The following is a 23,881-nucleotide window of genomic DNA, read 5'->3' as shown; positions in this document are numbered from 1 at the left end:
AGATGATGACAACAGTTAAGATCAAAATAGATAGCCAGGTGATCGAAGTCGAAGAAGGCTCCTATGTGCTTGGCGCTGCACAGTCGCTCGGAATCGAAATTCCAACCCTGTGCTACTATCCGCACATGAGTCCTTACGCGGCTTGCCGAATCTGCGTGGTCGAGGCACGAAACGGAAAGGGCTGGAGCAAGATTGTAACCGCCTGCAATTATCCGGCATGGGAAGGTCTCGAAATCTACACCGATACTCCGCGCGTGATCAATGCACGACGCACGAATCTGGAAATGCTGATGGCAAATTGCGCCCCGGTGCCGCTACTCGAACGTATGGCGACGAAGTTCGGTGTCAAGGTACCGCGCTGGGGACACGGGACCTATACCTGCATTCTTTGCGGCTTGTGTGTTCGCATTTGCGACGAAGTAGTCGGTGCTCATGCATTGACATTTGTCAATCGCGGCCGCGACCGGGATGTATCAACGCCGTTTCATCTCAACTCCGAGGCCTGCATTCTTTGCGGCGCATGCGCCAAGCACTGTCCGACCGGACATATCAAAATGCAGGATATCGAAGAAAGAGCAATCAATCACCGCGAGTTGGGACTTGGCCCGAACGCGGCAATCACTCTGCCGTTCCGTCAAGCAGTCCCGAACGTGCCATACATCGTTCGCGAGAACTGCATCCACTACAAGACCGGCGGCTGTATGATTTGCGCCAAAGTCTGCCCAAAGGACTGCATCGACTACGGCGACCGGGCCGAGATTGAGGAAATCGAAGTTGGCGCCGTCGTGCTGGCAACCGGCTTCGATGATTTCGATCCAACGCCAATGAAACAGTACGGTTATGGAAAATACCCGAATGTCGTTTCTTCAATTGAATTTGAACGAATGAACAATGCTGCCGGTCCAACCGGCGGAAAGATCTATCTGGAGAATGGGGAAGAGCCGCGCCGAATTGCGATCATTCACTGCATTGGGAGTCGCGACGAAAATCACCACAAGTACTGCAGCCGCGTGTGCTGTATGTACGCGCTCAAATTCTCGCATTTGATCATGGAGAAGACCAAAGCTGACGTCTATCAATTCTACATTGATATGCGCGCCTTCGGCAAGGGCTACGAGGAATTCTATCAGCGCATTCTCGACGAGGGCGGCAATGTCATTCGCGGAAAGGGCGCGGAGGTTGCACCGGCGAGTCAAGCACAGAAAGCCGACGGTGCATTGATTGTTCGTTGCGAAGACACAATGATCGGCAAGTATCGCGAAGTACCGGTCGACATGATTGTGCTGTGTACCGCGCTGGAGGCACGCGCCGATGCAAAGGAGATGGCACGTCGGTTCAATATCTCCACCGGCGCTGACGGCTGGTTTATCGAATCGCATCCAAAACTGGCTCCGGTGTCAACTTCGACAGAGGGCATTTTCCTTGCAGGTGTGTGTCAGGGCGCCAAGGATATTCCAGATTCGGTTGCGCAAGGCTCGGCTGCTGCTGCACAAGTGATGAAGCTTCTGTGCCAAGGCGAAGTTTTAATGGATGCTACCTATGCGGAAGTGCAGGACGAGTTATGTTCCGGCTGTAAGATCTGTAACGACATGTGTCCGTATCACGCCATCGACTTCGATCCCGAAAAGAAGATCAGCCATGTCAATTCCGCACTATGCAAGGCTTGCGGCACCTGCGTCGCCGCCTGTCCTTCAGGTGCAATCAAGGGACGTCACTTCACCGATGAACAAATCTATGCGCAGATCGAGGGGATATTGTCATGAGCTTTGAACCAAGAATAGTCGGCTTTCTCTGCAATTGGTGCAGTTATACCGGCGCTGACTTAGCCGGCACTGCGCGAATGCACTATCCGCCCAACGTGACCAGCATCCGTGTCATGTGCTCAGGTCGAGTCGATCCAGCGTTCATTCTGGACGCTTTCCGCCGCGGAGCCGATGGGGTGTTGATTTGCGGTTGTCATCCCGGCGATTGCCACTATATCGAAGGCAACTACAAGTGCATGCGTCGGATGCCGCTTACGCAGTTGTTGCTTCAGCAATTGGGTATCGATCGCAATCGCATGCGCCTTGAGTGGGTTTCGGCCTCTGAAGGCGGTCGATTCCAGGAAGTGATTACGGAATTCACCGAACAGATTCGTGCCTTGGGACCATTGGAACTGCACGACTACCATTTCGATCCCAATGCCGAGGAGGTGCATCAACATGTCTAAACCTAAACTGGCAATATATTGGGCTTCCTCCTGCGGCGGCTGCGATATCGCGATTCTTGATATCGAGGAGAAGATCCTCGCTGTCGCAGATTTCTTCGACGTCGTTTTCTGGCCCTGTGCGATGGATATCAAATACGACGACGTCCGTGCTATGGAAGACAAGTCGATAACGCTGACTTTGTTTAACGGCGCCATTCGTACGAGCGAGAACTATGAACTTGCGGAACTGCTGCGGCAGAAATCTGTCGTATTGGTGGCTTTCGGAAGTTGCGCCGGTGAGGGGTGCATCCCAGCGCTGGCAAATTTCTTTAATAAGGAATCGATTCTCGATTACGTCTATCACAAATCACCATCCCTCGCCAATGGCGGCAACGTTGAGCCACAGCCCGAAGTGCAGGTTCCGGAAGGTACAATCACCATCCCGAAATTCTGGAATACCGTGCGGTCACTTGATCAAGTAGTGGAAGTCGATTATTATATTCCCGGCTGTCCGCCGCAATCAGATCAAATTGTGAATGCCGTATTGGCGGTGATAGATATTCTCCAGAACAACAAGCCGCTTCCCCCCAAGGGAACGGTGCTCGGCGCAACTGACAAAAGCTGTTGCGACGAATGTCCACGCGAACGCAATATCAAGAAAATCAAATCCTTCACTCGCCCATTCATGAAGGTCACTGACCCGAACTTGTGCCTGATGGAACAGGGCATCGTCTGTCTCGGACCGGCGACGCGTTCCGGCTGCGGGGCAAAGTGCGTTAAGGCCGGGATGCCGTGTCGAGGGTGTTACGGTCTACCGGCAAATATCAACGACCAAGGTGCAAAAATGGTCACCGCGTTGGCGAGCGTAATTGATTCGACTGATCCGGAAGAGATCGAGCAGATCATCAACACCATTCCCGATCCGCTTGGTACATTCTATCGCTTCAGTATGGCCGGATCACTTCTGCGGAGGGTGCAAGTATGAAGAGCATTGTCATAGATCCGATCACGCGCCTTGAAGGTCACGGCAAGATTCACTTGTTCGTCAATGACGATGGCGAACTCGCCAATTGTTACTTTCAAGTTCCGGAACTTCGCGGATTCGAGAAATTCTGCCAAGGTCGTCCGGTAGAAGAGCTGGCGCGCATCACGACGCGCATTTGTGGTGTCTGTCCAGATGCGCATCATATGGCTTCTGCCAAAGCCGCAGACGCAGTATACGGCGTCACGATACCTTCAGCTGCGCGCAAACTACGCGAGTTGGTGTACAATGCATTTTATGCCGGCGACCACACGACGCACTTCTATGCGTTGGGAGGACCGGACTTTGTCTGCGGTCCTGATGCCCCTAAGGCAGAGCGGAACATTCTCGGTGTGATTGCCAAGGTCGGACTTGATGCCGGCAAGAAAGTGATCGCCCAACGCGCCCGCGGTCAGCGCGTCATCGAGATTATCGGCGGGAAGAAGGTCCATCCCGTAACGGCAATCCCGGGCGGGATGAGCAAGCGAATCAGCAAAGAAGAACAGCAGGAGATCATTAAGATCGGCGAAGAGATGGTTGAGTTTGCTAAGTTCACAATTCAAGTGCTGAATGATGTCGTACTCGCGAACAAAGCCTACCTGGAAATGATCCTATCAGATTCGTACGCACATCAGACTTACAACATGGGATTGGTTGATGCCAACAATCACGTCACCTTCTACGACGGCAAGGTCCGCGTAACTGCTCCCGACGGCACCGAACACGCCAAGTACGAACCGAAGGACTATTTGCAATATGTTGAAGAGCGTGTCGAACCATATTCCTATCTCAAGTATCCTTATTTGAAGAAGATAGGCTGGAAGGGATTCGTCGACGGCATGGACTCCGGCGTTTACAAGGCGACGCCTCTTGCACGGCTTAATGTCGCCGAAGGCATGGCGACGCCGCTCGCGCACGCTGAATACGAACGTTATTTCGAAACGCTCACCGGAGATCGAACTGGCAAGACACCGGTCAATTCCACTCTGGCAACACACTGGGCGCGTGTGGTCGAGTTGATGTTTGCCTGTGAGGCGACACTCGAACAGGCGAAAGATGAAGAGATCACTTCGGATCATGTTCTTGATCCCCCGACAAGTATCGTCGGAGAGGGTGTCGGTATCGTCGAAGCGCCGCGCGGCACATTGACGCATCACTACAAGACTGATCAGAATGGTATCGTCACCGAGGCGAATCTCATCGTCGGCACCACCAACAATAATGCGCCGATTACGATGTCGATTAAACGCGCCGCAGAAGGACTCATCAAGAAGGGAACTACTATCACTGACGGCGTTCTCAATCGGATCGAAATGGCGTTTCGTGCTTATGATCCTTGCTTCGGTTGCGCCACTCATTCACTGCCGGGCGAGATGCCGCTGGAAGTCGTGGTTCACTCAGCCGAAAGCGGCGAAATTATCAATGTCGTCAGGAGACAATGCTGAAACCAATTCTCATCCTCTGTCTCGGCAACGAAGTGTTGTCGGATGACGCTTTTGGCCCGACGATTGCCAAGACGTTGATTCAGCGGCAGCGCGAAGATGATCATGTCGAAGTAATCTTCGCGCCGGTCGCAGGATTCAGCCTCTTGGATCTGCTAAGCGGCAGGGATAAGGCGCTCATCATCGACAGCATTGTGACTGGGAAAGAGCCAGCAGGAACACTGCACTATTTCCCGTTGGGTGACTTGACACCTTCTCGCAATCTCACCACCAGCCACCAAATGAGCCTGCCGACAGCGATGGAGTTAGGGAGGCAGATGGGATACCAGATGCCGGAACAGATAGACGTTCTCGCTGTCGAGGTCGCTGATGTAACGACGTTGAACGAAGAGATGACAGAACCTATCAAAGCCGCCGTCGCACCGGCGATTGTTAGGATCGATAAATGGTTGTTCAACAACAGAATCAGGGAAACCAATGTCAACCGAAGAACGCAAGTCGCCCTCTAACGAGGGCCCTCCGAAAACCTGCCCTGAATGCCTTGGTCGCGGCTGGGTCGATAACAGATGTCTCACGCCGAATCACGCCCACGTCTGTCTGTACTGCTTCGGTAAGGGGCAGGATGCTTCCGGCAAAAATTGTTACGCGTGTGGCGGCACCGGATTAATTGAAGTCCGGCAGTCCGACAAGAACCCATGCCCGTTATGTGCCGGTGCCGGCGTGTATCCGGTACCGGAGTCGATGAGCATGAGGGAGTTTGCATTCAGGCCGCACCGCACGTGAATCCTATCTGACTCCTATTGACTTTCCTGACTTTAGACTTTATTCTGACTAACTTCGACAGCGCCACCATCCGGCGCCATGGTTGTCAATTTGCGGAGTAGTTAGTTGCCAAGAGCCTCGTTACATACGCTTGGATGTCGGCTCAATCAAGCCGAAACAGCTATCATAGCCAACAGTCTCGCTTCGCGCGGATTCGAGATCGTCGAATTCGGCGAACCCGCCGACGTGACCGTTATCAACACCTGTACAGTCACCGAGCAGGCGGATTCCAAATGCCGGCAAGCTGTTCGCGCGGCGTTGCGAATCAATCCAACGACCTTTGTCGCAGTTGTCGGCTGTTACGCCCAGAGTGGTGTTGAAACCATCAGCGGCATCCGCGGAGTTGATTTGATAATTGGCAATGAACATAAACTTCGAGTCGGCGAGTTTCTCAATGGGCTGAACAAAAACCATTCGCCGCAAATCATTCATTCGCCGAAACTGCCCGATAAAGAATTCACCATCGAAACCAGCGGGCTCTATACATTCAATACTCGCGCGAACCTGAAAATTCAGGATGGCTGTAACTACTTCTGCTCGTTCTGCATCATCCCCACCGTGCGGGGCCGTGCCCGCAGTCGCAATTTCGACGATATCATTCGCGAAGCTGAAGCGCTGGTTTCCGCCGGCCATCGTGAACTTGTCCTCACCGGTGTCAACATTGGAACCTATAAAAACGACGGGAAGAACCTTCTCAAGGTAATTGAACGCCTCGAAGCAATCGACGGTCTGGCGCGTATTCGAATCAGCTCGATTGAGCCGACTACGATTGGCGCTGAACTGGTGCGCTATATGGCGTCTTCAGAAAAGCTTTGTCACTACTTGCATGTTCCGCTGCAAAGCTGCGATGACAAGATTCTTTCGTCAATGGCGCGCAAACATACTATCAAGCCGTTCGCGAAATTCATTGAGTGGTCGGCCAAGCTGATTCCCGATATCGGTCTTGGTACTGATATCATGGTTGGGTACCCGACTGAAGGCGAGACCGAATTCCAGAATACTCGCGATGTTTTGACTGACTTGCCCTTTTTCTATTTCCACGTCTTCACCTATTCCGATCGTCCCGGTACGCCCTCCTGGGATTTGAAGCCAAAGGTCCCTCATCAGGTAAAGAAGGCACGCACGCGCAATTTGATTGAGTTGTCCGAGCGCAAACGACGAGCATTTTACGCAGCGCATGTTGGACAATCAGTCAGTGTGCTGTTTGAGACGCAGGAAGATGGCTACTGGACGGGCTATACGGAAAACTATATGCGAGTGCACGTCAAGTCGGAGCGTGCTTTGGAGAATCAAATAGTATCGGTACAGCTTTCGCATCTTGAGCACGACCGCTTGATTGCTGCTCCGACGACGAGCAAAACGCTAATTGTTGCGTAGCGCAAACTAAACTACTCCCCGCCATTCGAGTTCAATTGGTGCAATAACGATGTCGCTTCGTCACGTCGATAGTTGACATCGATACAGCGTTGAAGCGCCGATCGGGCAGCGTCCCTGTTTCCAACTTCTGTATACAACACAGCCAATTGCATTGTGACCTGATACTGATCAGGAGCGAGCAACGCCATGCGCTCGTAGACAGAAATTGCCCCTTGCAAGTTATTGTTCTTGATTGCGTCCGAAGCCTCCAATGTCAGTAGTTGAAATTGCGCCTCGGTGTTTGCTTTGTCGAGCCCGAGCATTTGGTTGAAAACCGATTTCGCAGCCACAGTATTCTGAAGTCGCAGTTGTGCGGTTCCCAGCCCGCCGAGCAGTTGCAGCCGCTCCGATTTGCGCAGCGTTGGCAATAGCAGCGTCGGTTCGATAACTGAAATCGCATAGCGCTGTTCGTCGCGATTCGCAAAGTATGCTGCGAGTGCGCTCGAGAGCGATGGTTCTCGGATCGCATTGACCATTCTGATAGTGCGGTTGTACAGTCGGTCTGCTTCGGATTGATCATGACTTGTTGCTGTCTCGGCCGCAGCCAAGCTGTAAACTGCGTACATCAGCGCCTCCTTGGGGTCGTACAGCGCAGGTGGATTCTCGAAATCGACTTGTGGTTCGATTCGCGGCAGTTGAATTGTGGAATCCACAACGTAAACCAAATCTCGAGCGATGAGGCCCTCGCGAATTCGCGGGAAGTCGTTGTCGAAATTCATCAATTCGCGCGCCATTACAACGGGACGCGTATCGGAACTGATGGCATGACTCAGCAAGTCGGGGAAGTTCGTCCAATCGCCTTCAAACTGATACCCCAGTTCTCGCTGCAAATGACTCATCGTCGGCAGGTGACCGTACACGCTACAGTCACTTCGGAAATTCTCAACGTAGCGCAAGTAGAGCGTTGAGAACATTGAGTTATCGCTTCCACAGAATATGACGCCTCCCGGTGGAACGTTCTCGAATAGGTCCTTTGCATAGAGTTCAGATTTGGTGCGATCCGAAAGATCGGAGCGGTCGAAGTTACCGACTGTGGCAACGACGGCAATAGCCGATGCAATCACTGCCGCACCTACTGCGGCGATTCGCCCGAAGTTGATCAGCCAGACAAGAAGTTCAAACAGCCAGATCATCGCTACGATGATCGTGGGCAAGTAATAGGGTGCAATGTCGCTGATCGTGTAATTGAAATTGAGTGCGCAGTTTGCAAGTACAATTGAAGCGAGAATGACGGTGACTCTTGGCTCTCGTCGAGTTTGGATGACAATTCCACCCAGCGCCAACGCAATGAAAGGAAGCACCAATTCACTTCCGAATTGGCTCCACAGTCGGTGAAAATAGGGAATCAGATCGGCAAAGTCAGGAGAAGCGACGAACCGTTGATAAGTCTCGGCAAACATCTGCTGTTTGAGGCCGGTTAGTCTTTGCGGATTGTACCAACTCATCACGAGATCGAATTTGGCGCGGATCATCAGATAGGCATACAGAGTGCCGGGAATCACACCGACGACAGCCGCCACGAGAATCGTCCGCAAGTTCAAGATCGAACGCTTGGTGAAAGTCGCTACTGCAAACGCCGGCAACAAAGCGAGTAACGACAGGTGATTAGTCAATGACAGTCCCAGCAGATATGCTGAAAGTAGGAAAAACCGCCGCTCGCCGTTTTGTACGAAGCGAATCAAGGAGAGAATAATGGCAACGGCGAAGAATGCCGCCAACGCATAGACCTCGAAACCGGTCGCAGTCGCCCACATGGTTCGGCTTGCAGCAAATGCAACTGTAACAGCAAGGGCAGCGACATAGATTGCGATTCCGCGACCTGAGACAAATCTCAATAGCAGAATGTAGAGCATTCCACAAGCTGACGCGGCAAACACTGCACTCAACAAATTGAGCGCAACTATGGGGCGCATGAAGAAGAACGCTTCGCTCCAGATACGCCCGACGATTGTCAATAGTGGGTAGCCCGGCGGGTGCGCAATCTGGAGCTTTGCGGCAGCAAGCGCGAGTTCCGGCGCATCGCCTATCGGTATTCCACGGCACACAGTTGCCAGATAGAGACACAGTGGCAACGCGAAAGAAAGCGCCGCGAAATACTTCTTAGTTTGCGGAGTGCTGATCACGCAAACAATATACACGCAATCTTGGAATTGAAAATGAGAGACTGAATTCTAATTGAGCAGAAAGTTCTATCGAATAGAAGAAGTCTTTGAAGTCTTAGTGTTCGTTGCCGGCTGGGTGTCGAAGACTGATGAGTTAAATGCCTGAGCAATCGACTTTGCCTTCTTGCCGCCAATGCCTTTAATCTTGGCAAGTTCAGGCTCGGCAGCAGTCGCGATAGCGCGAAGAGTACCAAACTTGGCTATCAATGCCTTGGCGTCTTCTTCCTTGATACCTGGAATCGCCGACAGAACCTGCATTTGAACTTCGGCATCGATTTCTATAGTCGAATCGTCCGGTGTTTCTTCGGAGTCATTACCCATCTTCTCGGCAGTCGACGCGAACGCCACCTGCTTCATCATTAGAGCAAGGTACTTTCCGGTTTCTTCGGGAGTGCTGGAGAAAATAATCGGAATACGATTTACAAAGGTCAGATAGGTCACACCGGAGCGGCCATGTGTTGTCGATGATATTGTCGATGCGGGTCTGTCGCCTTCAACGATGTAAAGCGGGTCAGGGAAGGTCCTCTTGAATTCCGGCGCGGTCCGGTACACCAGCTTGTTGGACAGATCATCCATGAATGCCGGAACTGTGCGACGGATAACCGCAATTCGTCCGGCAATCAGATAGTCGATTAGCCGCAGTGCTGTGTATCGGATGTTGATTCCTTCCTTTTCCAGGAAGGCGGTAACTTCCGAGCCTTTTTCTCTGATATTGGCGATGAGTATATCACTCGCACCGGACACGTAATCCTCCAAGCGGTTGCATTGTAATGTGTGGCTTCATTCTCTATCAACGTGCGGACAACCAGATTGCCTGCAAAATCTGCGCTTACGCGCACTGACGACATTCTAAGAGATGCTGGGTATTTAGCCGTCTATCCGACCTGTTCAGGTCAGCGAAGATAGTAATATCTAACGAATGCTGATTCGAAAATCAAGAGAATTATTTCACTATCACTATCTTGGACAGTAGCAGTGAGTTAAGTCTTGCGTTCTTTCTTCTTAGCAGCCGGGAATAGGATGTTGTTGAGTATCAATCGATATCCGGGCGAGTCCTTGAATAACTCCAATTGGGTCGGCGGATCACCAACCATGTGCTGGTAATCTTCCGGATCGTGCCCGCCAAGAAAAGTAAAAGTTCCTTTTCCGTAGTTGCCGTGAACGTAGCGGACCTCGTCTTGTCCATCTACTTCTGCAAGAATCGTCACGAACTTTTTCAGAAGCGACTTACGAAAAGCTGTGGACTGTCCCATGAATCCTTTGACCACACCAACATGGTCCTGGACCAGCATCGTCGGCACCGGGTCGAGCTTTGCGGAGAAATCGAACAATTGAAAGTAATCAAGTTCCGGAACCGCAGCATACTTCTGTCGGTCGGGATAGGTGTCGATATCAGAGTGCTTGTACTCAAGCGGATTCACTGACAAATCAAAATTCTCGAACGCCATGCACTTGCCAAAATCAAGTTTGCCCTCGTAGCCCGGATCAATTGCATCGCCGTCAAATTCCTTCGGAACAATGTCGGTGTTTTGAGCCGCCAGCGCGATATCGAATGTCTCCGGCGCCGAACACATCGAGAACATGAAACCGCCGCGGGCGACGAAGTCTTCGACCGCCAATACAACGGCGCGCTTCATATCGGAAACCTTGCGGTAACCGAGCGTTCGTGCTGTCTGTTCGTTTGTCGCGACTTCTTGCTGGTACCATAGAGTATTGCGGAACGAGTTATGGAACCTGCCATATTGCCCGGTGAAATCCTCGTGATGAAGATGCAGCCAGTCGTACTCTTCCAACTTACCGTCCAGAACCTCTGGATCCCAGAGAGTCTTGTACTCGATCTCAGCATACTGGAGAGCCAGTGTCACGGCATCGTCCCACGGCTCGTTGTTTGGCGGACTATAGATCGCCACTGCCGGCGCTTTCTCCAGCAATACCGCTTCCATGTTGTTCTCTTCGATAGTGGCACGCAGAAGCGCCTCATCGCCGGCGTCAATTGTCGTTGAAGCGACGCCGCGCAGAGCGCATAAATTCTTAATACCTTCGAAATCATCCAACAGGAATGAACCGCCGCGATAATTCAACAACCACTCGACGGGACGATTCTGTTTAAGCGTCCAGAATGCGACGCCGTAGGCCTTGAGGTGATTCGTTTGTTCGCGATCCATGTAGATCAAGATCTTATTGGCAAAGGCGTGCGAGCAGATTATTGTCAATCCAATGAGCGAAATTATTAGAAATCGAAATGTCTTCATAAGTCCCATGTTTGTCTATTTACATCTTGATTATACAGGGTAGTTGCAGTTTCGCCCAAGTCGTCGGTACGATTATTTTCTACCCTGTTCGCGAGCTTTCTTCCTGATTTCTTCCCAGTATTCGAGCCGTTCCTTGATCTTCTTCTCGATCCCAAACTCCGACGGTTCATAAAAATCCCGCGTCTTGAGCTGGTCGGGAAGATCTGATTGGCCAGTTATGGCATTGTCAACGTCGTGCGCATATTGATAACCTTTGCCATATCCGAAACCCTTCATCATTCCAGTAACGGCATTGCGGATATGGTACGGCACTTCGTATGCCGGTTCTTCTTCTACGGTTTTCATTACTTTCTTGTACGCCCTATATATTCGATTGGACTTAGGGGCGGCGGCAAGATAAACGACTGCCTCAGCAATCGCGAGCTCTCCTTCCGGCGTGCCGAGAAAGTGATAGACCTCCTTGGCATTCAAAGCGACTGCCATTGCTGTCGGATCCGCAAGTCCAACATCCTCGACGGCAAATCGCACCACACGTCTGGCGATATAGAGCGGGTCCTCTCCGCCGGCGAGCATCCGCGCCAGCCAATATAGCGACGCATTCGGGTCAGAGTCGCGCATCGACTTGTGGAGCGCTGAAATCAAGTTGAAGTGCTCTTCGCCTGACTTGTCGTATAGTAGTACTTTCTTCTGTTGCACCTCAGTGATTCTCTCCAAAGTGATATCAGCTGAGCCCTTTTCCCAGTTGGGATCGGCCTCGCAAGCCAATTCCAAGAGCGTCAAAGCGCGTCTGGCATCGCCGCCGCTTACTTGTACGATGTATGATTTGGCATCGTGACTGAGTTCGACCTTCTTGGCGCCAAGGCCTCGTTCTTTGTCAGACAATGCGCGGGTGATAATCTTCTCCAGGTCGTCGGAATCAAGCGGTTTGAGCAGATACACTTTAAGTCGTGACAAGAGCGCGCCTACAACTTCAAACGAAGGATTTTCTGTCGTCGCCCCGAGAAGGACGATTTTCCCCGACTCGACGTACGGCAGGAAAGCATCCTGCTGGCCCTTGTTGAAGCGGTGAATCTCATCGATGAACAGCACTGTGCGCTGGCCATACAGTGCTTCAGTCTTCTCAGCTTCCGCCATCACCTCTTTGATTTCTTTTATTCCCGAAGTCACTGCAGAGAAGAAAATGAACTTGAGATTCAGAGTCTTGGAGATCAAATAGGCAAGAGTGGTCTTGCCGGAGCCGGGTGGTCCCCAGAATATAGCCGAGTGGATTCTACCCTTGTCGAGCAGTACGCGCAGGGGCTTGCCGTCATCCATCAGATCGTGCTGTCCGACAAACTCGTCGAGCTTTTCCGGGCGCATTCGCTCAGCAAGCGGCGCATTGCGCTTTTTCTTCAGCGGAACATCATCTTCAAACAAATCGCTCACCGGTTACTTCCTTGTTTTTGCACACTGCCAGACTGAGGCGCCAATCAATATACCGATAAACTCAACCGGGTGCAATCGTTCCCTCGGCACAAATCAGCAATGAGATGATGAGCTAGCGTGTTATCCGCCTTGAAGATATCTCCGGTGCGAAAAATGCCCAACAATCATCACTAAAGTCGGTCCAACTGCTTCCGATAACTTGTGGGACAGCGCAAGGTGGTATTAACCCGGACATTGTGGATTCATTTGATAAACATCTTGGCAATGTACTATGGAGATTTCCCTGATGTCGAGAAACTCTATAGCCGCTTTAACCGAGGCTTGAACAAGATTAAGGTCGTAGTTGATGTCGACGAGAACAGCGATTGTTCACGAGAAAGCTTTCTTGACCTCTACCGCTCGATGGCGGGCATCTTCCCTTCCATTTCCAAACATTCTTGCTGTGAAGGCTGGGAATCAGCGCCACTTTACGCTGCCAGCGAACAGGGAGTCGCAGTGAAGCGAATCGGCGAACTGGCAGATTTCCCGCATCTCCTTGAACACTTGATGGTGGATGTACAGTGCAATGTCGGCCAAATGCCAAGTTGCTCAGGCATCACCTGCGGTTGGAAAAAGCCCGAGAGCCGTTTCGATCTATTCGTCGAATGCGCCGATCCTCGCATCGGCATCTTTGCCGCCTGCTTCGCGGCCAATCTGATGAACAACTTCATCGCCGGCAACCCGATTGAGGACGACGCGCATCTCCTTCTTGAAGTCGCGAGTATGATCTCAGTATTCCCGGAAACCAAGGAAGAAATCGTCAAGCTCGCTTCAGCATTGAGCGAGTCGGTCGAGAACATCAGTTCAGCGATCGACCAGCTTGCGCACTTCCACTACTTTGACAACGGAGCCCAAAGTGTCTGACAATAAAATCCTAAAGCAAATTCATCCGAAGCACCCGGTGGTCCTCAAGACAGACACAGCTCGTTGCGATCTCGACAATCGCGAAGGCTATCGCATGGTGTTTTCGTGCAATCACAACGAATTGAAAACAGGCAGCAAGGCGCAAACGAACCCTCGTTCGTGACCTTGTATCATCTCTAAACCCCATCTACAGGAGGAACCATGTACTGGTTCAACTTCAACGATTTCCGTTTCTTTGAGCGCCCGGTCTCTTCGCCGCGCCAGTTGAACGAAGGCATCACCGCCCTCGTGTTCAATTCCATCAACACCCGCGCCAAAGTTGAAGGCGTCAATCCGGAAACCGGCGAGTATCGCATTGTCCTTCAGGGCACGCTTGATCTGGACCGCGGCTGGAACACCGACCGCTACTAAGCTTGTCGCGAAAGTCGTAAGCAGGGAGGCACCACATCGGGGTAACTGGCAAGGATGATATTCTGCCCCGCGAGTAGGAACAGTAGATGCTGATCTGGCACAAATGTTCAGACAGCCACATGTAGTAACATTGTTTACAGGAGATTGACCAATGAGAAAATTCAGCGTCACAGACGTCAATTCGATCGAAAAGGCCCCAACCTCACCGGCCAAGCTTCAACAGAAGTTCACTGAAATCCTGCTCAACTCGACCACCTGCCGTTGCAAGGTCGAGACCGTCAATCCGCAGACCGGCGAGTACCGCGTAGTCCTCTACGGTACTTTTGACTGCGGCACCGAAGAAGGCTTCGGCGGCGGCAACTAAATTCTGATTATTCCGAATACAGATACATAGTCAAAGAGCCGGATTCTCATTGAATCCGGCTCTCTTATTTTCGTTGCCCGGCTATAATGTCAGTCTTCGATATGAATCGTCTTCGGCAGCGGCAAATCGACAGCTTCACCGCGCAGGCGCACCATTCGCGCCGGACTACCGACAACCGTTGCGTCATCAGGAATATCACACATGTAGATAAATGAGTTCGCGCCAATCCTCACCCGATTGCCGATCTTAACCGGACCGAGAACCACAGCGCCTGTGCCGACAAAGACCTCGTCGCCGAGCGTCGGGTGGCGTTTGCCTTTGTGTTTTCCGGTTCCGCCCAGGGTAACGTTGTGGAAGAGCACGCAGTCCTTGCCGATCTCAGCCGTCTCTCCAACAACCAGAGCCATGCCGTGGTCGATGAAGAGTCCTTTGCCGATTGTTGCTCCAGGATGAATTTCGATACCGGTCAGGAAGCGCGAGGTCTGAGAGATGACTCGCGCGATGAATCGAAATCCCCATTTGTAGAAACGGTGAGATACTCGATGAAAGAGAATCGCGTGAAGACCGGAGTACAGGACCGGTTCAATTCCGCGTGCCGCTGGATCGTTGCGGTAAATTGCTTTGATATCTTCGAATGCCATAATCAGAATGTAACAAAGGTTGAGGACAAAAGAGTAGTTAATCTTTCTGTCGCACTGAAACGACACGAATTGTGGGACTGCCGGTCGGACCATTTGATCGGAATGCCGCCCACTTCGGTTGCTTTCCACCGCTGAGATCGCGGAATTCAGGCAATGATTGCAGCACCTGGGCATCATCCTTTGACAACTTCCGGTTAATCAACAGGTCAGTCATTCCATCTTGAGTAATCGTGCCTTCGATGGAATACTCAATGTCGTCAGAATCAAATTCCAGTTGATTGAACCGAAGGGTTTGATCAGCAAAGTCAAAGTTGGCAACAAGATCATCAACTTGCCCCTTGTCAAACGCCTTGATTCCAAGGAAATCCTCAAATCTCTGCGAGAATTCGAAGGCTGAAATTTTGCCGTCTTCAATTATGACTCTGCCCTTTACATTCAGTGTCGGGCGACGTGTTTCCACTGTGAGTCCGCGGCCGCGAGCGACGAATTGGATATCCATATCCCCGGAGAGTGTCTCGCCAAAAGTGGTACAGCGATTGAGAATCTTCGCAGTCGAGATATTCTTTCCGCGAAGGTCCAATTCGAAGTCTGGATTCAAGAGCTCGTTGAAGTCATAGATGATTTCGCCGTTCATTGTGCCATCGAAAACCTGAACATTCAAGGTATCGCTGTAGACAATCCGGTTTGTTACGGAAACATGCGATTCAAGCGACTCAAAATCGACTTCTCCCGCGCGTCCGGCCATAACACGGATTTGTCCGCTGGCGTCGAAATCGACGAGCTGGTCAACGAAGCGCATGACTGCACTCGTGTCATTTGCGTTGACAGCGCCCTTGTTGAACGATGCCAACGTGTCAAAGTCAAAGTAGTTGCTGGAGAGACTGAATTCAAAACGAGGACGCTTGCGTGCCTTGCGGCTTTCCGTCAACACCAGCGGGAAGTCGGTCACGTTGCCGTACACTTGGAGTCGGTTCGATCCGATACTCAAGTCGAATTGCGGTATCTGCACATAGTTTCCGCTGAAGTGCATTTCGGTATTCAAGGTATCCAGCGACCAACCAGCGGCAGAATCTGCTACCGACATTCCCGTTATCACCATTGAACCGAACACGCGACCCTGGTCTGGCGCGGACGGCTTGACGAATCCGGACAGATTGGTTTCGACAAGTCCAGCAAACGCGAGTTCGGGCTTTGCATTGAGGATTCGAGCCAGAGTTGCGGCATCGCTTGTCAGATTGATTTCACCGGAGTATGTCGGGTCGTCGTAATTGTCGACAGTAAACCGGAACGATGCCGGCGATGAGCCGATGGATCCCGCTTCCGTGAAAAGTGAGAGCGTCTGTTCATTGAAATTTGCCTCGAGCAGCTTCATCCGCAGATCAATACTCTTCTCCGGCAGAATACCGGTGAAATCTGTAACCGTAACCTTGCCGCGAAGACTGCGGCTCTCAGGTATTCCTGCTTTCCCGGAATAGGCGACATCGACTCGAATCTGCCCGCCGAGATCAAGATCGCGAAGAAATGGTATCGCCGCCAAGACGCGAGAATCGGCACATCCGGCAAGGTCCGTCCGCTCCGATAGAACTCGAAGATTAACGGATGGGGAAGAAGTGACTCGCCCGACCGAGCCTTCAAGCCGCCCGGCGAACTTGTCGAGCCGCCACTCGCATCGCCGCAGGGAAAGGGAATCTTTCGACAGTGAATAGTAGCCCAGCCAATTGGCGGAAAGTGCTTTCGGCTGGATCAGGAAGTTGCCGGCGCCTGCCCAGACAAACATCGAGTCGATCTCCAACTGGCCCGAAATTTCAGACTGCCTCTCACCAAGAAGATCGTAGTTGAGCTTAACATTGCCGAACAGCAGTCGAAATCCGGTCGAATCGTCCCTGACCAGAAGTCTGCCGTTGTCCAGTCTGAATTTGCGGCAGAGCGGCTCCTCAAATTGTTGTTGTTCATTCGGCAACATCGCCCGGGCTGAGAAGAAATCGTAGTTAACGGATCCAAGAGAATCCTTGAACAAAAGCATCTCCCAACCGTGGATCGTGACTGACTTAACTTTAATCCGGCCCAACAAAAGCGGAAGATATTGCAGATTTGCATCGATACGTTCAATCGTCGCTAACGGACGACTCGCAAACGGTTCCTTGTTGGCGATGGTGACATCGGCTATACGCACACCAATAGGGAACAGTCCCAGCTCCGCCTTGCCGATCTTGACCTCGCGATCCAGCATCGCCGATATTTTCGGCACAATTGCCTGACTTATCGCAGCGGGTGAAACGAGCAGCTTCACCGAAATCAACGCAACTACGATGACTGCAAAAAGTGAAATTGAGAAGATTATAAGAAGGCGTTTCCAGTTCATACTTGTCCAAGATCAGTTGTTTGCGCGTTTGAAGCAAAACTATAATTGCCAATCGTCATGGCGTTTTCGCGTATCTCACCATTGTCACTCAGGAGCGATTCCGTATTTCTTGAGCCGATAGAGCAGAACATGACGCGGGATAGCGAGCAATTCAGCTGCCTTGGTTCGATTGCCATTGCTCTTTTCCAAAGCGCTCAGTATGAGACTCTTCTCGGCTTCGTGAAATGTGACAGTCTGGGGTGTTTCAGTCTTTTCCGGTTCTACTGAAAAATCCTTCGGCAAATCCGATTTTGTCAGCATATCGCCGTGACGAAGTACAACCATCCGTTCTATGAGATTTTCCAATTCGCGAACATTGCCCGGCCAGTGGTGCCTGGTCAGAATCGTCATTAACTCCGGGTCTATTCGAACATCCGATCTTGGCGCATGACGGTTCAGAAAATGGCTCGCCAGCAGAGGGATGTCTGATGACCGCTTACGAAGACTCGGCACGTGAATGGGAATGACATTGAGTCGGTAAAACAAGTCCTCCCGAAATTTGCCGTCGCTCACACGTTTTTTCAAGTTCAAGTTTGTCGCTGCGAGGATGCGAACATCGATTTCGCGGCTTGTTTCGCTGCCGACCGGGGAAATCACCCGCTCTTGTATGGCGCGGAGAAGCTTTGCTTGCAGATCAATTGCGAGTTCGCTGATTTCATCCAACATCAACGTTCCACCGCCTGCGATTTCAAACTTCCCGCGTTTGTCTTTCGCGGCTCCGGTAAATGCACCTTTGACGTGTCCGAACAACTCGGATTCGAGCAAGTCCCTCGGCAAAGCCGCGCAGTTTACCGCCACCATTTGCGAACTCGCTCGTGGGCTCAGTGCGTGAATTGCTCGCGCCACCAGTTCCTTGCCGCTACCCGATTCGCCGGTAATCAATACAGTCGCGTCGGTTGGAGCGACTTGAGTGATGATCTCTTTTAGTTCATGCACCGGTTCCGAGTCGCCGATGATCTCATTTAATCCCGAACGGAAGTTTAACTCCGCCTTGAGGCGCGAATTTTCGTCCTCAAGTTTCTTGAACTTGAGTGCCTTGCCGATTGTCAGAAGCAATTGCTCGTCATCGAAGGGCTTGGTCAGGTAGTCGAATGCGCCAAGTTTGACCGCTTCTACTGCCTGCGGTACCGTTGCGTAGGCGGTCATCAGAACTACCTTTAATGTCGGCTCAAAATTGCGCACTTTCTCAAGAAGCTCAATTCCCGTCAGTCGAGGCATGCGAATGTCGGCTAGCAGAAGGTCATAAGAATGAGCTTTGACCTGTGACAATGCTTCCTCGCCATCAGCGACGGTGGTAACCTCAAAGCCATTCTTCTTCAGTTTGAATTCCAGAACGCGCCGCAATGCAGCATCGTCGTCAGCCAAAAGAATTCGCATCATCTCAGCGAATCACTTTTCTGAGGCAGTTCAACGGTCACTGTGGTGCCCGATAGCTCTTTGCTCTGAATCTCGATGCTTCCGCCGTGTGCATCGACAATTGACTTTGCTATCGCAAGCCCAAGCCCACTTCCGGAAGCTCGCGTTGTAAAGAACGGCTCAAAGACTCGTTCAAGGTCACTCGGACTGATTCCTTGACCTTGATCGCAAAATGTCATTTCGACACTATTGGCGCGGTTGCGCAAGCGGACACTAATCTTCGTGTCGGCTTTTGATGCTTGAATTGCATTCAAGACGATATTGAGAATTAGTTGATGCAGCTTCTCTCGATCGCCCTCAATCACAACGCCTGTCTCGACTTCATCAGCGATATGAATTGAGTCCTTGGATGCTTGTGTTTCGAGTTGTCGCAAGCTTGACAGAAGCAATTGAGAGAGATCAATTCTCTCCAATCGCGTTGGCTTCGGGCGAGCGAACTCCAGGAACTCGGTAACGGTTCCGTCCATTCGTTTAATCTCACGAAACAGAATTTCTCGAAATTCAGAGCGATCATTCTCTGCAGTGTTCGCGTCGCTGATGATCTCAACAGCGCCCTTTATCGACGCCAGCGGGTTCTTGAGTTCGTGGGCGACACCGGCAGCAACTTGTCCGACCAATGACAATTTCTGCGAACGCTCAAGTTGGAGCTGCATCTCTTGTTGTCTGCGTCGCGCACGCCACTCGCGATCTATTAGTGCACCGATTAGCAACGCCAGTGCGAAGTAGAATACGATCTCAACTAATTCGCCGGCGAAGTTGTGTTCACTTGATCTCGACCCGAAAACATAAGGCAGAACCGTGATGGTTATTGCTGTGGCTGTCCAGATTCCACCGCGGAGCCCAAACCAGGCGGCAGCGATGACGATGGGGATATAACAGAAGCGGCTATGGACAGCGTGAATCCAATGGGCGTCGCCGAAAATCGGCTCGAGCACGAATCCGTAGTGGATTGCCGTGGTCAACACAGTGATCGCTGCAATGATTGCTATTTTGTAACGCTTGTCGTCGATACTGATCAAGACAGTTCCTCTCAAATGCTGAATCAAAGCAACACCGATGCCGCAATTTAAAAGCGGACCAACGCCGCTTCCAAGTCGATGTTGGAGAACGATTCAGCCAACTTTATCCGACAAGATTCTACGTAAATCGACCTGGCGAATTGGAGAATATTCTACAACGATGGAGATTATTCTACAATCTTTGCCTACAGGAGACCATCATAATTCGATGTAACAACCTGATAGACAACGACTTATGACTACTGGTACAATTTTTGTTATGTAAAGGGTGTGAGCCGAATTCTTGCAAACATAATTATCGCGGTCTGTATTCAGGCCAGCGTTCTTGGTGCGGAGTCGCGCGCCTCCACCGAGCCATCCGATTCAACGATTGTGTTTGGCGTCGATTCGACTGCGACGCTTGACACCTACATCGGGATTGCACTCAAGAACCGCAGTGGTTTGAAGTCAAGCCATGCAAAGTGGCAGGAATCACTCGCGATGAAGGGTTCTGCCGGAGCACTCGAAAATCCGATCTTGAGCTACTCGTACGGTTACAACAAGTTTTCTGAACCGGTCGGACCGGATCGACAGAAATTCGGAATCATGCAGCCGCTTCCGTGGTTGGGTCTACTCGGAGCGAGGAAGAACGCTGCAGCGTTGAATGCCGATGCTGACTATCAATCTTTTCTCGCCGAAGAGCTGGCAACGGTCTATGCCGTCAAGTCAGCCTATTATGAGTACTACTACGTCGCCAAGCAGTTGGCTTTGACTTCCGAGAGTTTCAATCTGATGCGACAGTTCGAAGAGGTCATTCGCACGCGTTACCAGGCCGGACTGGCGATGCACCCTGATCTGATCAAAGCTCAACTGGAACTTGGACAGATGGAAGAGATGATCCGCAGTATGGAGCAGATGCTTCTTCCGGCAAAGGCGCGCATTCTGGCATTGCTGAACTTACCGCAAGACGCGAGACTTCCCGAGCCAATCGCTCCGGCTATCTCGGAAGTCCAGTTCTCTACTGATTCGCTTGTGAGTGTCGCTGAAAGAAACAGTCCGAGTCTGTCATCGATTTCCAAACAGATCGAATCGCGACAAGCCGAAGTTTCTGTCGTCAAGAAGATGAGTTATCCGGAGCTGATGCTCGGTATCGAGTACGAGAGAGCCACCTTGTTGAATGATATGACCTTTGAAGAAGAGACGATGAACGAGTACATGCTCACCGTTCAACTTTCGTTGCCGATCTGGTTCGGCAAAAATCGCGCTATGCGTGATGCAGCGCGTGCGCGTGTAAGAATGAGCGAGTTCATGCACCAGGAAGAGCGAAACGAGATCGCGTCGATGATCGCAATGGCAAACTTCGAGTATGCGGATGCATTGCGAAAACTGCGCCTCTATCAATACGGTCTGATTCCAAAGGCGAAAGAGGCTCTCGATGTTTCGATTACTTCCTACCAGTCAGGGCAAATTGACTTCCTGATGCTTCTCGATGCGCAGCGTCAATTGTTCGATTTTGAGCTAACAGCGGAACGCGCCAAAGTCGATGCAGCCACGAAGATTGCAGAATTGGAAATGATCACCGGGACAAGATTAGTATTAAACAGTAACAAATAAATATCCACGGAGGAATCTCATGACATTACGCAAAATCGCATTAGCGATCATCACGCTCACGGTCGTTGCGGCCTTTTCGGCGTTTGGTGAAGACGCCAAGGTCGAATCCAAGGGTGAACCGGCTGTCACTCGACTGTTTATACCGATATTCAAGGACAGCGCGTCTATCACTGCTGTCCAGCCTGCATTCCCAAGATCAAGGCCGAGCCGGATAAGTACTTCAAGAAGTCCGCTGCCGAAGGAATAGTGTTCCAGAATATCCAGACCGCCTGTCCGGTCTCCGGAGATTCACTCAAAGGCAAAACGATCTTCTCCGATTTTGAAGGACGCCGTGTTTACTTTTGCAGTGACAAGTGCAAGAGCATGTTCACCGGCAAAGAACAGCAGTTCCTGAAGAAGCTGGATGAAATGACCCCGGCCCCGAAGGAAGAGAAAAAGCAGCCGACTGGACATGAAGGTCACAATCACGGTTAGTCCGAACAAAAACCTAATGGGCGGAGCCAACAAACTCCGCCCGTTGCAAAGAGCATCAAATCAACGCAGGGAGTTTGAAAGTCATGAGTGAGTCCAGCAGTCGAGGAAATCTTGTCAGGCAACCGGCATTCTGGATTGCCATTGCTGTCGTGACGGTTGTTGCATTCGCTCTTGGTGCTTTGATTTCAGGCGGCAAGTCCGGCGCGACCGAAGGCAGTGAATCGGCGGAGACAGCCAAGGCGCCGGAAGTCTGGACTTGTTCAATGCATCCCCAGATTCAGCTTCCCAAGCAAGGCAAGTGCCCGATCTGCTTCATGGACTTGATACCCGTCGACGCGGCGGGAGGTGATGACCTTGGTCCGCGCCAAATCAGAATGTCCGAGTCGTCGATGCAGCTTGCTCAGATCACCGTGTCTCGAGTTGTGCGCGGCAATGCACAACAACAGCTAAGACTCTTCGGTAAACTCGCAGTCGACGAAACCAGACTCTCTCGCATTTCTGCACGAGTCGGCGGGCGCATCGACCGACTCTACATCAATACCACGGGCCAGCAAGTGAAGCTCGGTGAGACGATGCTGGAGCTGTACTCGCCGGAATTGCTGTCGGCACAAAAGGAGCTCATTGCAGCAAAAGCGTCACTTGCCGGAATTGCACAATCGAATAGCGACATTCTTAAGAGCACCGCTGAGTCCAACGTTCGTGCTGCCGTCGAGAAGTTGCGCCTGCTGGGATTCACGAATGAACAGATTGCCGGCATTGAAACGCAGTCCGACGTTTCCGAACACCTGGCAGTGAAAGCTCCCGAAAGTGGAATTGTCATCGAGAAAATGGTAGTCGAGGGTCAATATGTTGAACCCGGCATGGACTTGTTCAGAATTGCCGACCTCTCCAAGATGTGGGCGGTTTTTGAAGCCTATGAATCCGAGATTTCGTTTCTCTCTGTCGGCGACGAAATCCGTTTTGTCGTTGAGTCATTTCCCGGTGAACAATTCACTGCAAAGATCGATTTCATCAATCCAACTCTTGATCCGATGACTCGCACAGTGCAAGTAAGAGCAATCGTTAACAACACAAATCGACAGCTGAAACCAGAAACGTTTGCAACGGCGATAGTCAATACGACTACAGCATCTGATGATGCTTCTGCTCAGTCGCTCTTGGTGCCTGCGACGGCAGTGCTGTTCACTGGGACACGCGCCGTCGTGTATGTGCAGCTGCCCAGCGAAGAAGGCCCGTTGTTTGAGGGCCGCGAAATCACCATCGGCAAGCGTGTCGGGGATCAATACATCGTAGTCGAAGGATTGAATGAAGGAGACATGGTGGTCACCAACGGTGCGTTCAGGCTCGACAGCGAACTGCAGATTCAGGCGAAACCGAGCATGATGTCAGCGCCGGATCGTTCAAGCTCTGTCTCCACCGGTCACGATTCACAACTTCATGCGGTTGCTGAAACACCTGATGACAATGTCGTTTCGACATCCGCACGCAACGCACTGACTCCCCTTTACAACGACTACTTCAAATTCCAAATGGCGCTGGCAGACGATGATCTCGATGCCTCGCGGAAGCATGCCAGTCAACTTGAAAAGACAATCGCGAGTGTCGATATGTCGTTATTCTCAGGCTCGGCACATGACCAGTGGATGAAACTGTCAGCACAGATGACAAAGTTTTCAGAGATTGCTGCGAAAGCCACTGATATTGAAGGCGCACGCGATGCGTTCTTCCATCTTTCCAACGCGGTCATTGATCTACACAAAACTTTCGGTCACGGTAGCGATATGAACTACTACCTGACATTTTGCCCGATGGCTCGCAATAACAAAGGCGCCTATTGGCTGCAGACTGTCGACACGGTATACAATTCTTTCTATGGCGACATGATGTTGCGTTGTGGCGAGATCAAACAGGCGCTCAAGCCAGAGAACTAA

The 23,881-nt window shown here is 51.5% G+C and carries 23 protein-coding genes; 15 read left to right on the top strand and 8 right to left on the bottom strand.

Annotated features, from left to right (window positions below; genetic code table 11):
* Positions 1-2 precede the first annotated feature (2 nt).
* The 7 genes from IPH59_15340 (at position 3) to mtaB (ending at position 6,850) form a co-directional block, all read left to right on the top strand.
* Complete coding sequence (locus IPH59_15340) at positions 3-1,763, top strand: 4Fe-4S dicluster domain-containing protein (GenBank protein MBK7093065.1); 1,761 nt, start codon at positions 3-5, stop codon at positions 1,761-1,763.
* Entirely contained in the window at positions 1,760-2,209 is a 450-nt protein-coding gene (locus tag IPH59_15335) for a hydrogenase iron-sulfur subunit (GenBank protein ID MBK7093064.1), read from the top strand. The genes IPH59_15340 and IPH59_15335 overlap by 4 nt, the downstream gene beginning before the upstream one ends.
* Positions 2,202-3,173, top strand: coding sequence for an oxidoreductase (locus IPH59_15330; protein MBK7093063.1), 972 nt, complete (start codon positions 2,202-2,204; stop codon positions 3,171-3,173). The genes IPH59_15335 and IPH59_15330 overlap by 8 nt, the downstream gene beginning before the upstream one ends.
* Positions 3,170-4,654, top strand: a complete 1,485-nt coding sequence (locus tag IPH59_15325; GenBank protein MBK7093062.1) for a Ni/Fe hydrogenase subunit alpha — start codon at positions 3,170-3,172, stop codon at positions 4,652-4,654. The genes IPH59_15330 and IPH59_15325 overlap by 4 nt, the downstream gene beginning before the upstream one ends.
* A complete protein-coding gene (locus IPH59_15320) occupies positions 4,648-5,160 on the top strand; it encodes a hydrogenase maturation protease (protein MBK7093061.1) in 513 nt (170 codons plus the stop codon). Before IPH59_15325 ends, IPH59_15320 begins: the two co-directional genes overlap by 7 nt.
* Positions 5,129-5,434, top strand: a complete 306-nt coding sequence (locus IPH59_15315) for a hypothetical protein (protein ID MBK7093060.1) — start codon at positions 5,129-5,131, stop codon at positions 5,432-5,434. Before IPH59_15320 ends, IPH59_15315 begins: the two co-directional genes overlap by 32 nt.
* Positions 5,435-5,539: 105 nt before the next feature.
* Positions 5,540-6,850 carry a tRNA (N(6)-L-threonylcarbamoyladenosine(37)-C(2))-methylthiotransferase MtaB gene (gene mtaB / locus IPH59_15310; protein MBK7093059.1) on the top strand — a complete coding sequence of 437 codons (1,311 nt, stop codon included), beginning with the start codon at positions 5,540-5,542 and terminating at the stop codon, positions 6,848-6,850.
* An 11-nt stretch (positions 6,851-6,861) separates the two neighbouring features.
* Here mtaB and IPH59_15305 read toward each other — a convergent pair whose 3' ends face one another.
* The 4 genes from IPH59_15305 to IPH59_15290 form a co-directional block, all read right to left on the bottom strand.
* Positions 6,862-9,012, bottom strand: a complete 2,151-nt coding sequence (locus IPH59_15305; GenBank protein ID MBK7093058.1) for a DUF2723 domain-containing protein — start codon at positions 9,010-9,012, stop codon at positions 6,862-6,864.
* Between the two features lie 66 nt (positions 9,013-9,078).
* On the bottom strand, positions 9,079-9,795 hold the full coding sequence (locus IPH59_15300; protein MBK7093057.1) for a hypothetical protein: 717 nt from the start codon (positions 9,793-9,795) through the stop codon (positions 9,079-9,081).
* A gap of 236 nt (positions 9,796-10,031) precedes the next feature.
* The gene (locus IPH59_15295; protein MBK7093056.1) at positions 10,032-11,303 is read right to left on the bottom strand and encodes an asparagine synthetase B; all 1,272 of its coding nucleotides are present in this window, start codon (positions 11,301-11,303) and stop codon (positions 10,032-10,034) included.
* A gap of 72 nt (positions 11,304-11,375) precedes the next feature.
* A complete protein-coding gene (locus IPH59_15290) occupies positions 11,376-12,662 on the bottom strand; it encodes a replication-associated recombination protein A (protein MBK7093055.1) in 1,287 nt (428 codons plus the stop codon).
* Positions 12,663-12,944: 282 nt separating this feature from the next.
* Here IPH59_15290 and IPH59_15285 point away from each other — a divergent pair, with 282 nt between their 5' ends.
* The 4 genes from IPH59_15285 (at position 12,945) to IPH59_15270 (ending at position 14,406) form a co-directional block, all read left to right on the top strand.
* Positions 12,945-13,631 carry a hypothetical protein gene (locus IPH59_15285; GenBank protein MBK7093054.1) on the top strand — a complete coding sequence of 229 codons (687 nt, stop codon included), beginning with the start codon at positions 12,945-12,947 and terminating at the stop codon, positions 13,629-13,631.
* On the top strand, positions 13,624-13,794 hold the full coding sequence (locus IPH59_15280) for a hypothetical protein (GenBank protein MBK7093053.1): 171 nt from the start codon (positions 13,624-13,626) through the stop codon (positions 13,792-13,794). Before IPH59_15285 ends, IPH59_15280 begins: the two co-directional genes overlap by 8 nt.
* Before the next feature lie 38 nt (positions 13,795-13,832).
* On the top strand, positions 13,833-14,042 hold the full coding sequence (locus IPH59_15275) for a hypothetical protein (GenBank protein ID MBK7093052.1): 210 nt from the start codon (positions 13,833-13,835) through the stop codon (positions 14,040-14,042).
* 151 nt (positions 14,043-14,193) lie between these two features.
* Entirely contained in the window at positions 14,194-14,406 is a 213-nt protein-coding gene (locus IPH59_15270) for a hypothetical protein (protein ID MBK7093051.1), read from the top strand.
* 89 nt (positions 14,407-14,495) lie between these two features.
* Here IPH59_15270 and IPH59_15265 read toward each other — a convergent pair whose 3' ends face one another.
* The 4 genes from IPH59_15265 to IPH59_15250 all read right to left on the bottom strand — a co-directional run bounded on the left by IPH59_15265 (position 14,496) and on the right by IPH59_15250 (position 19,883).
* The gene (locus tag IPH59_15265; protein MBK7093050.1) at positions 14,496-15,047 is read right to left on the bottom strand and encodes a serine acetyltransferase; all 552 of its coding nucleotides are present in this window, start codon (positions 15,045-15,047) and stop codon (positions 14,496-14,498) included.
* A 37-nt stretch (positions 15,048-15,084) separates the two neighbouring features.
* Positions 15,085-17,409, bottom strand: a complete 2,325-nt coding sequence (locus tag IPH59_15260; GenBank protein ID MBK7093049.1) for an AsmA family protein — start codon at positions 17,407-17,409, stop codon at positions 15,085-15,087.
* 84 nt (positions 17,410-17,493) lie between these two features.
* On the bottom strand, positions 17,494-18,828 hold the full coding sequence (locus IPH59_15255) for a sigma-54-dependent Fis family transcriptional regulator (protein ID MBK7093048.1): 1,335 nt from the start codon (positions 18,826-18,828) through the stop codon (positions 17,494-17,496).
* Positions 18,825-19,883, bottom strand: coding sequence for a hypothetical protein (locus IPH59_15250; protein MBK7093047.1), 1,059 nt, complete (start codon positions 19,881-19,883; stop codon positions 18,825-18,827). Before IPH59_15250 ends, IPH59_15255 begins: the two co-directional genes overlap by 4 nt.
* Before the next feature lie 270 nt (positions 19,884-20,153).
* On the opposite strand from IPH59_15250, the gene IPH59_15245 reads away from it, so the two are divergent.
* The 4 genes from IPH59_15245 to IPH59_15230 all read left to right on the top strand — a co-directional run bounded on the left by IPH59_15245 (position 20,154) and on the right by IPH59_15230 (position 23,881).
* Entirely contained in the window at positions 20,154-21,476 is a 1,323-nt protein-coding gene (locus IPH59_15245) for a TolC family protein (protein ID MBK7093046.1), read from the top strand.
* Positions 21,477-21,495: 19 nt separating this feature from the next.
* Positions 21,496-21,723: a hypothetical protein gene (locus tag IPH59_15240; protein MBK7093045.1), complete on the top strand. Its 228-nt coding sequence runs from the start codon at positions 21,496-21,498 to the stop codon at positions 21,721-21,723.
* Positions 21,723-21,950 carry a hypothetical protein gene (locus IPH59_15235; protein ID MBK7093044.1) on the top strand — a complete coding sequence of 76 codons (228 nt, stop codon included), beginning with the start codon at positions 21,723-21,725 and terminating at the stop codon, positions 21,948-21,950. The genes IPH59_15240 and IPH59_15235 overlap by 1 nt, the downstream gene beginning before the upstream one ends.
* Before the next feature lie 83 nt (positions 21,951-22,033).
* Positions 22,034-23,881, top strand: coding sequence for an efflux RND transporter periplasmic adaptor subunit (locus IPH59_15230; GenBank protein ID MBK7093043.1), 1,848 nt, complete (start codon positions 22,034-22,036; stop codon positions 23,879-23,881).

This window comes from bacterium (assembly GCA_016708315.1).
Lineage (GTDB): Bacteria > Zixibacteria > MSB-5A5 > CAIYYT01 > CAIYYT01 > JADJGC01.
Note: the sequence above shows the minus strand (reverse complement) of the source record. Positions and strands in the feature narration are given on the sequence as shown.

Excerpts from the sequence above, each read along its gene's own strand:
- IPH59_15295 (MBK7093056.1), bottom strand. The coding sequence starts at position 11,303 with ATGAAGACATTTCGATTTCTAATAATTTCGCTCATTGGATTGACAATA.
- IPH59_15275 (MBK7093052.1), top strand. The coding sequence starts at position 13,833 with ATGTACTGGTTCAACTTCAACGATTTCCGTTTCTTTGAGCGCCCGGTC.
- IPH59_15230 (MBK7093043.1), top strand. The coding sequence starts at position 22,034 with ATGAGTGAGTCCAGCAGTCGAGGAAATCTTGTCAGGCAACCGGCATTC.
- IPH59_15290 (MBK7093055.1), bottom strand. The coding sequence starts at position 12,662 with ATGCGCCCGGAAAAGCTCGACGAGTTTGTCGGACAGCACGATCTGATG.
- IPH59_15340 (MBK7093065.1), top strand. The coding sequence starts at position 3 with ATGATGACAACAGTTAAGATCAAAATAGATAGCCAGGTGATCGAAGTC.
- IPH59_15330 (MBK7093063.1), top strand. The coding sequence starts at position 2,202 with ATGTCTAAACCTAAACTGGCAATATATTGGGCTTCCTCCTGCGGCGGC.
- IPH59_15260 (MBK7093049.1), bottom strand. The coding sequence starts at position 17,409 with ATGAACTGGAAACGCCTTCTTATAATCTTCTCAATTTCACTTTTTGCA.
- IPH59_15270 (MBK7093051.1), top strand. The coding sequence starts at position 14,194 with ATGAGAAAATTCAGCGTCACAGACGTCAATTCGATCGAAAAGGCCCCA.
- IPH59_15325 (MBK7093062.1), top strand. The coding sequence starts at position 3,170 with ATGAAGAGCATTGTCATAGATCCGATCACGCGCCTTGAAGGTCACGGC.
- IPH59_15315 (MBK7093060.1), top strand. The coding sequence starts at position 5,129 with ATGTCAACCGAAGAACGCAAGTCGCCCTCTAACGAGGGCCCTCCGAAA.
- IPH59_15255 (MBK7093048.1), bottom strand. The coding sequence starts at position 18,828 with ATGATGCGAATTCTTTTGGCTGACGACGATGCTGCATTGCGGCGCGTT.
- IPH59_15335 (MBK7093064.1), top strand. The coding sequence starts at position 1,760 with ATGAGCTTTGAACCAAGAATAGTCGGCTTTCTCTGCAATTGGTGCAGT.
- IPH59_15240 (MBK7093045.1), top strand. The coding sequence starts at position 21,496 with ATGACATTACGCAAAATCGCATTAGCGATCATCACGCTCACGGTCGTT.
- IPH59_15320 (MBK7093061.1), top strand. The coding sequence starts at position 4,648 with ATGCTGAAACCAATTCTCATCCTCTGTCTCGGCAACGAAGTGTTGTCG.
- IPH59_15265 (MBK7093050.1), bottom strand. The coding sequence starts at position 15,047 with ATGGCATTCGAAGATATCAAAGCAATTTACCGCAACGATCCAGCGGCA.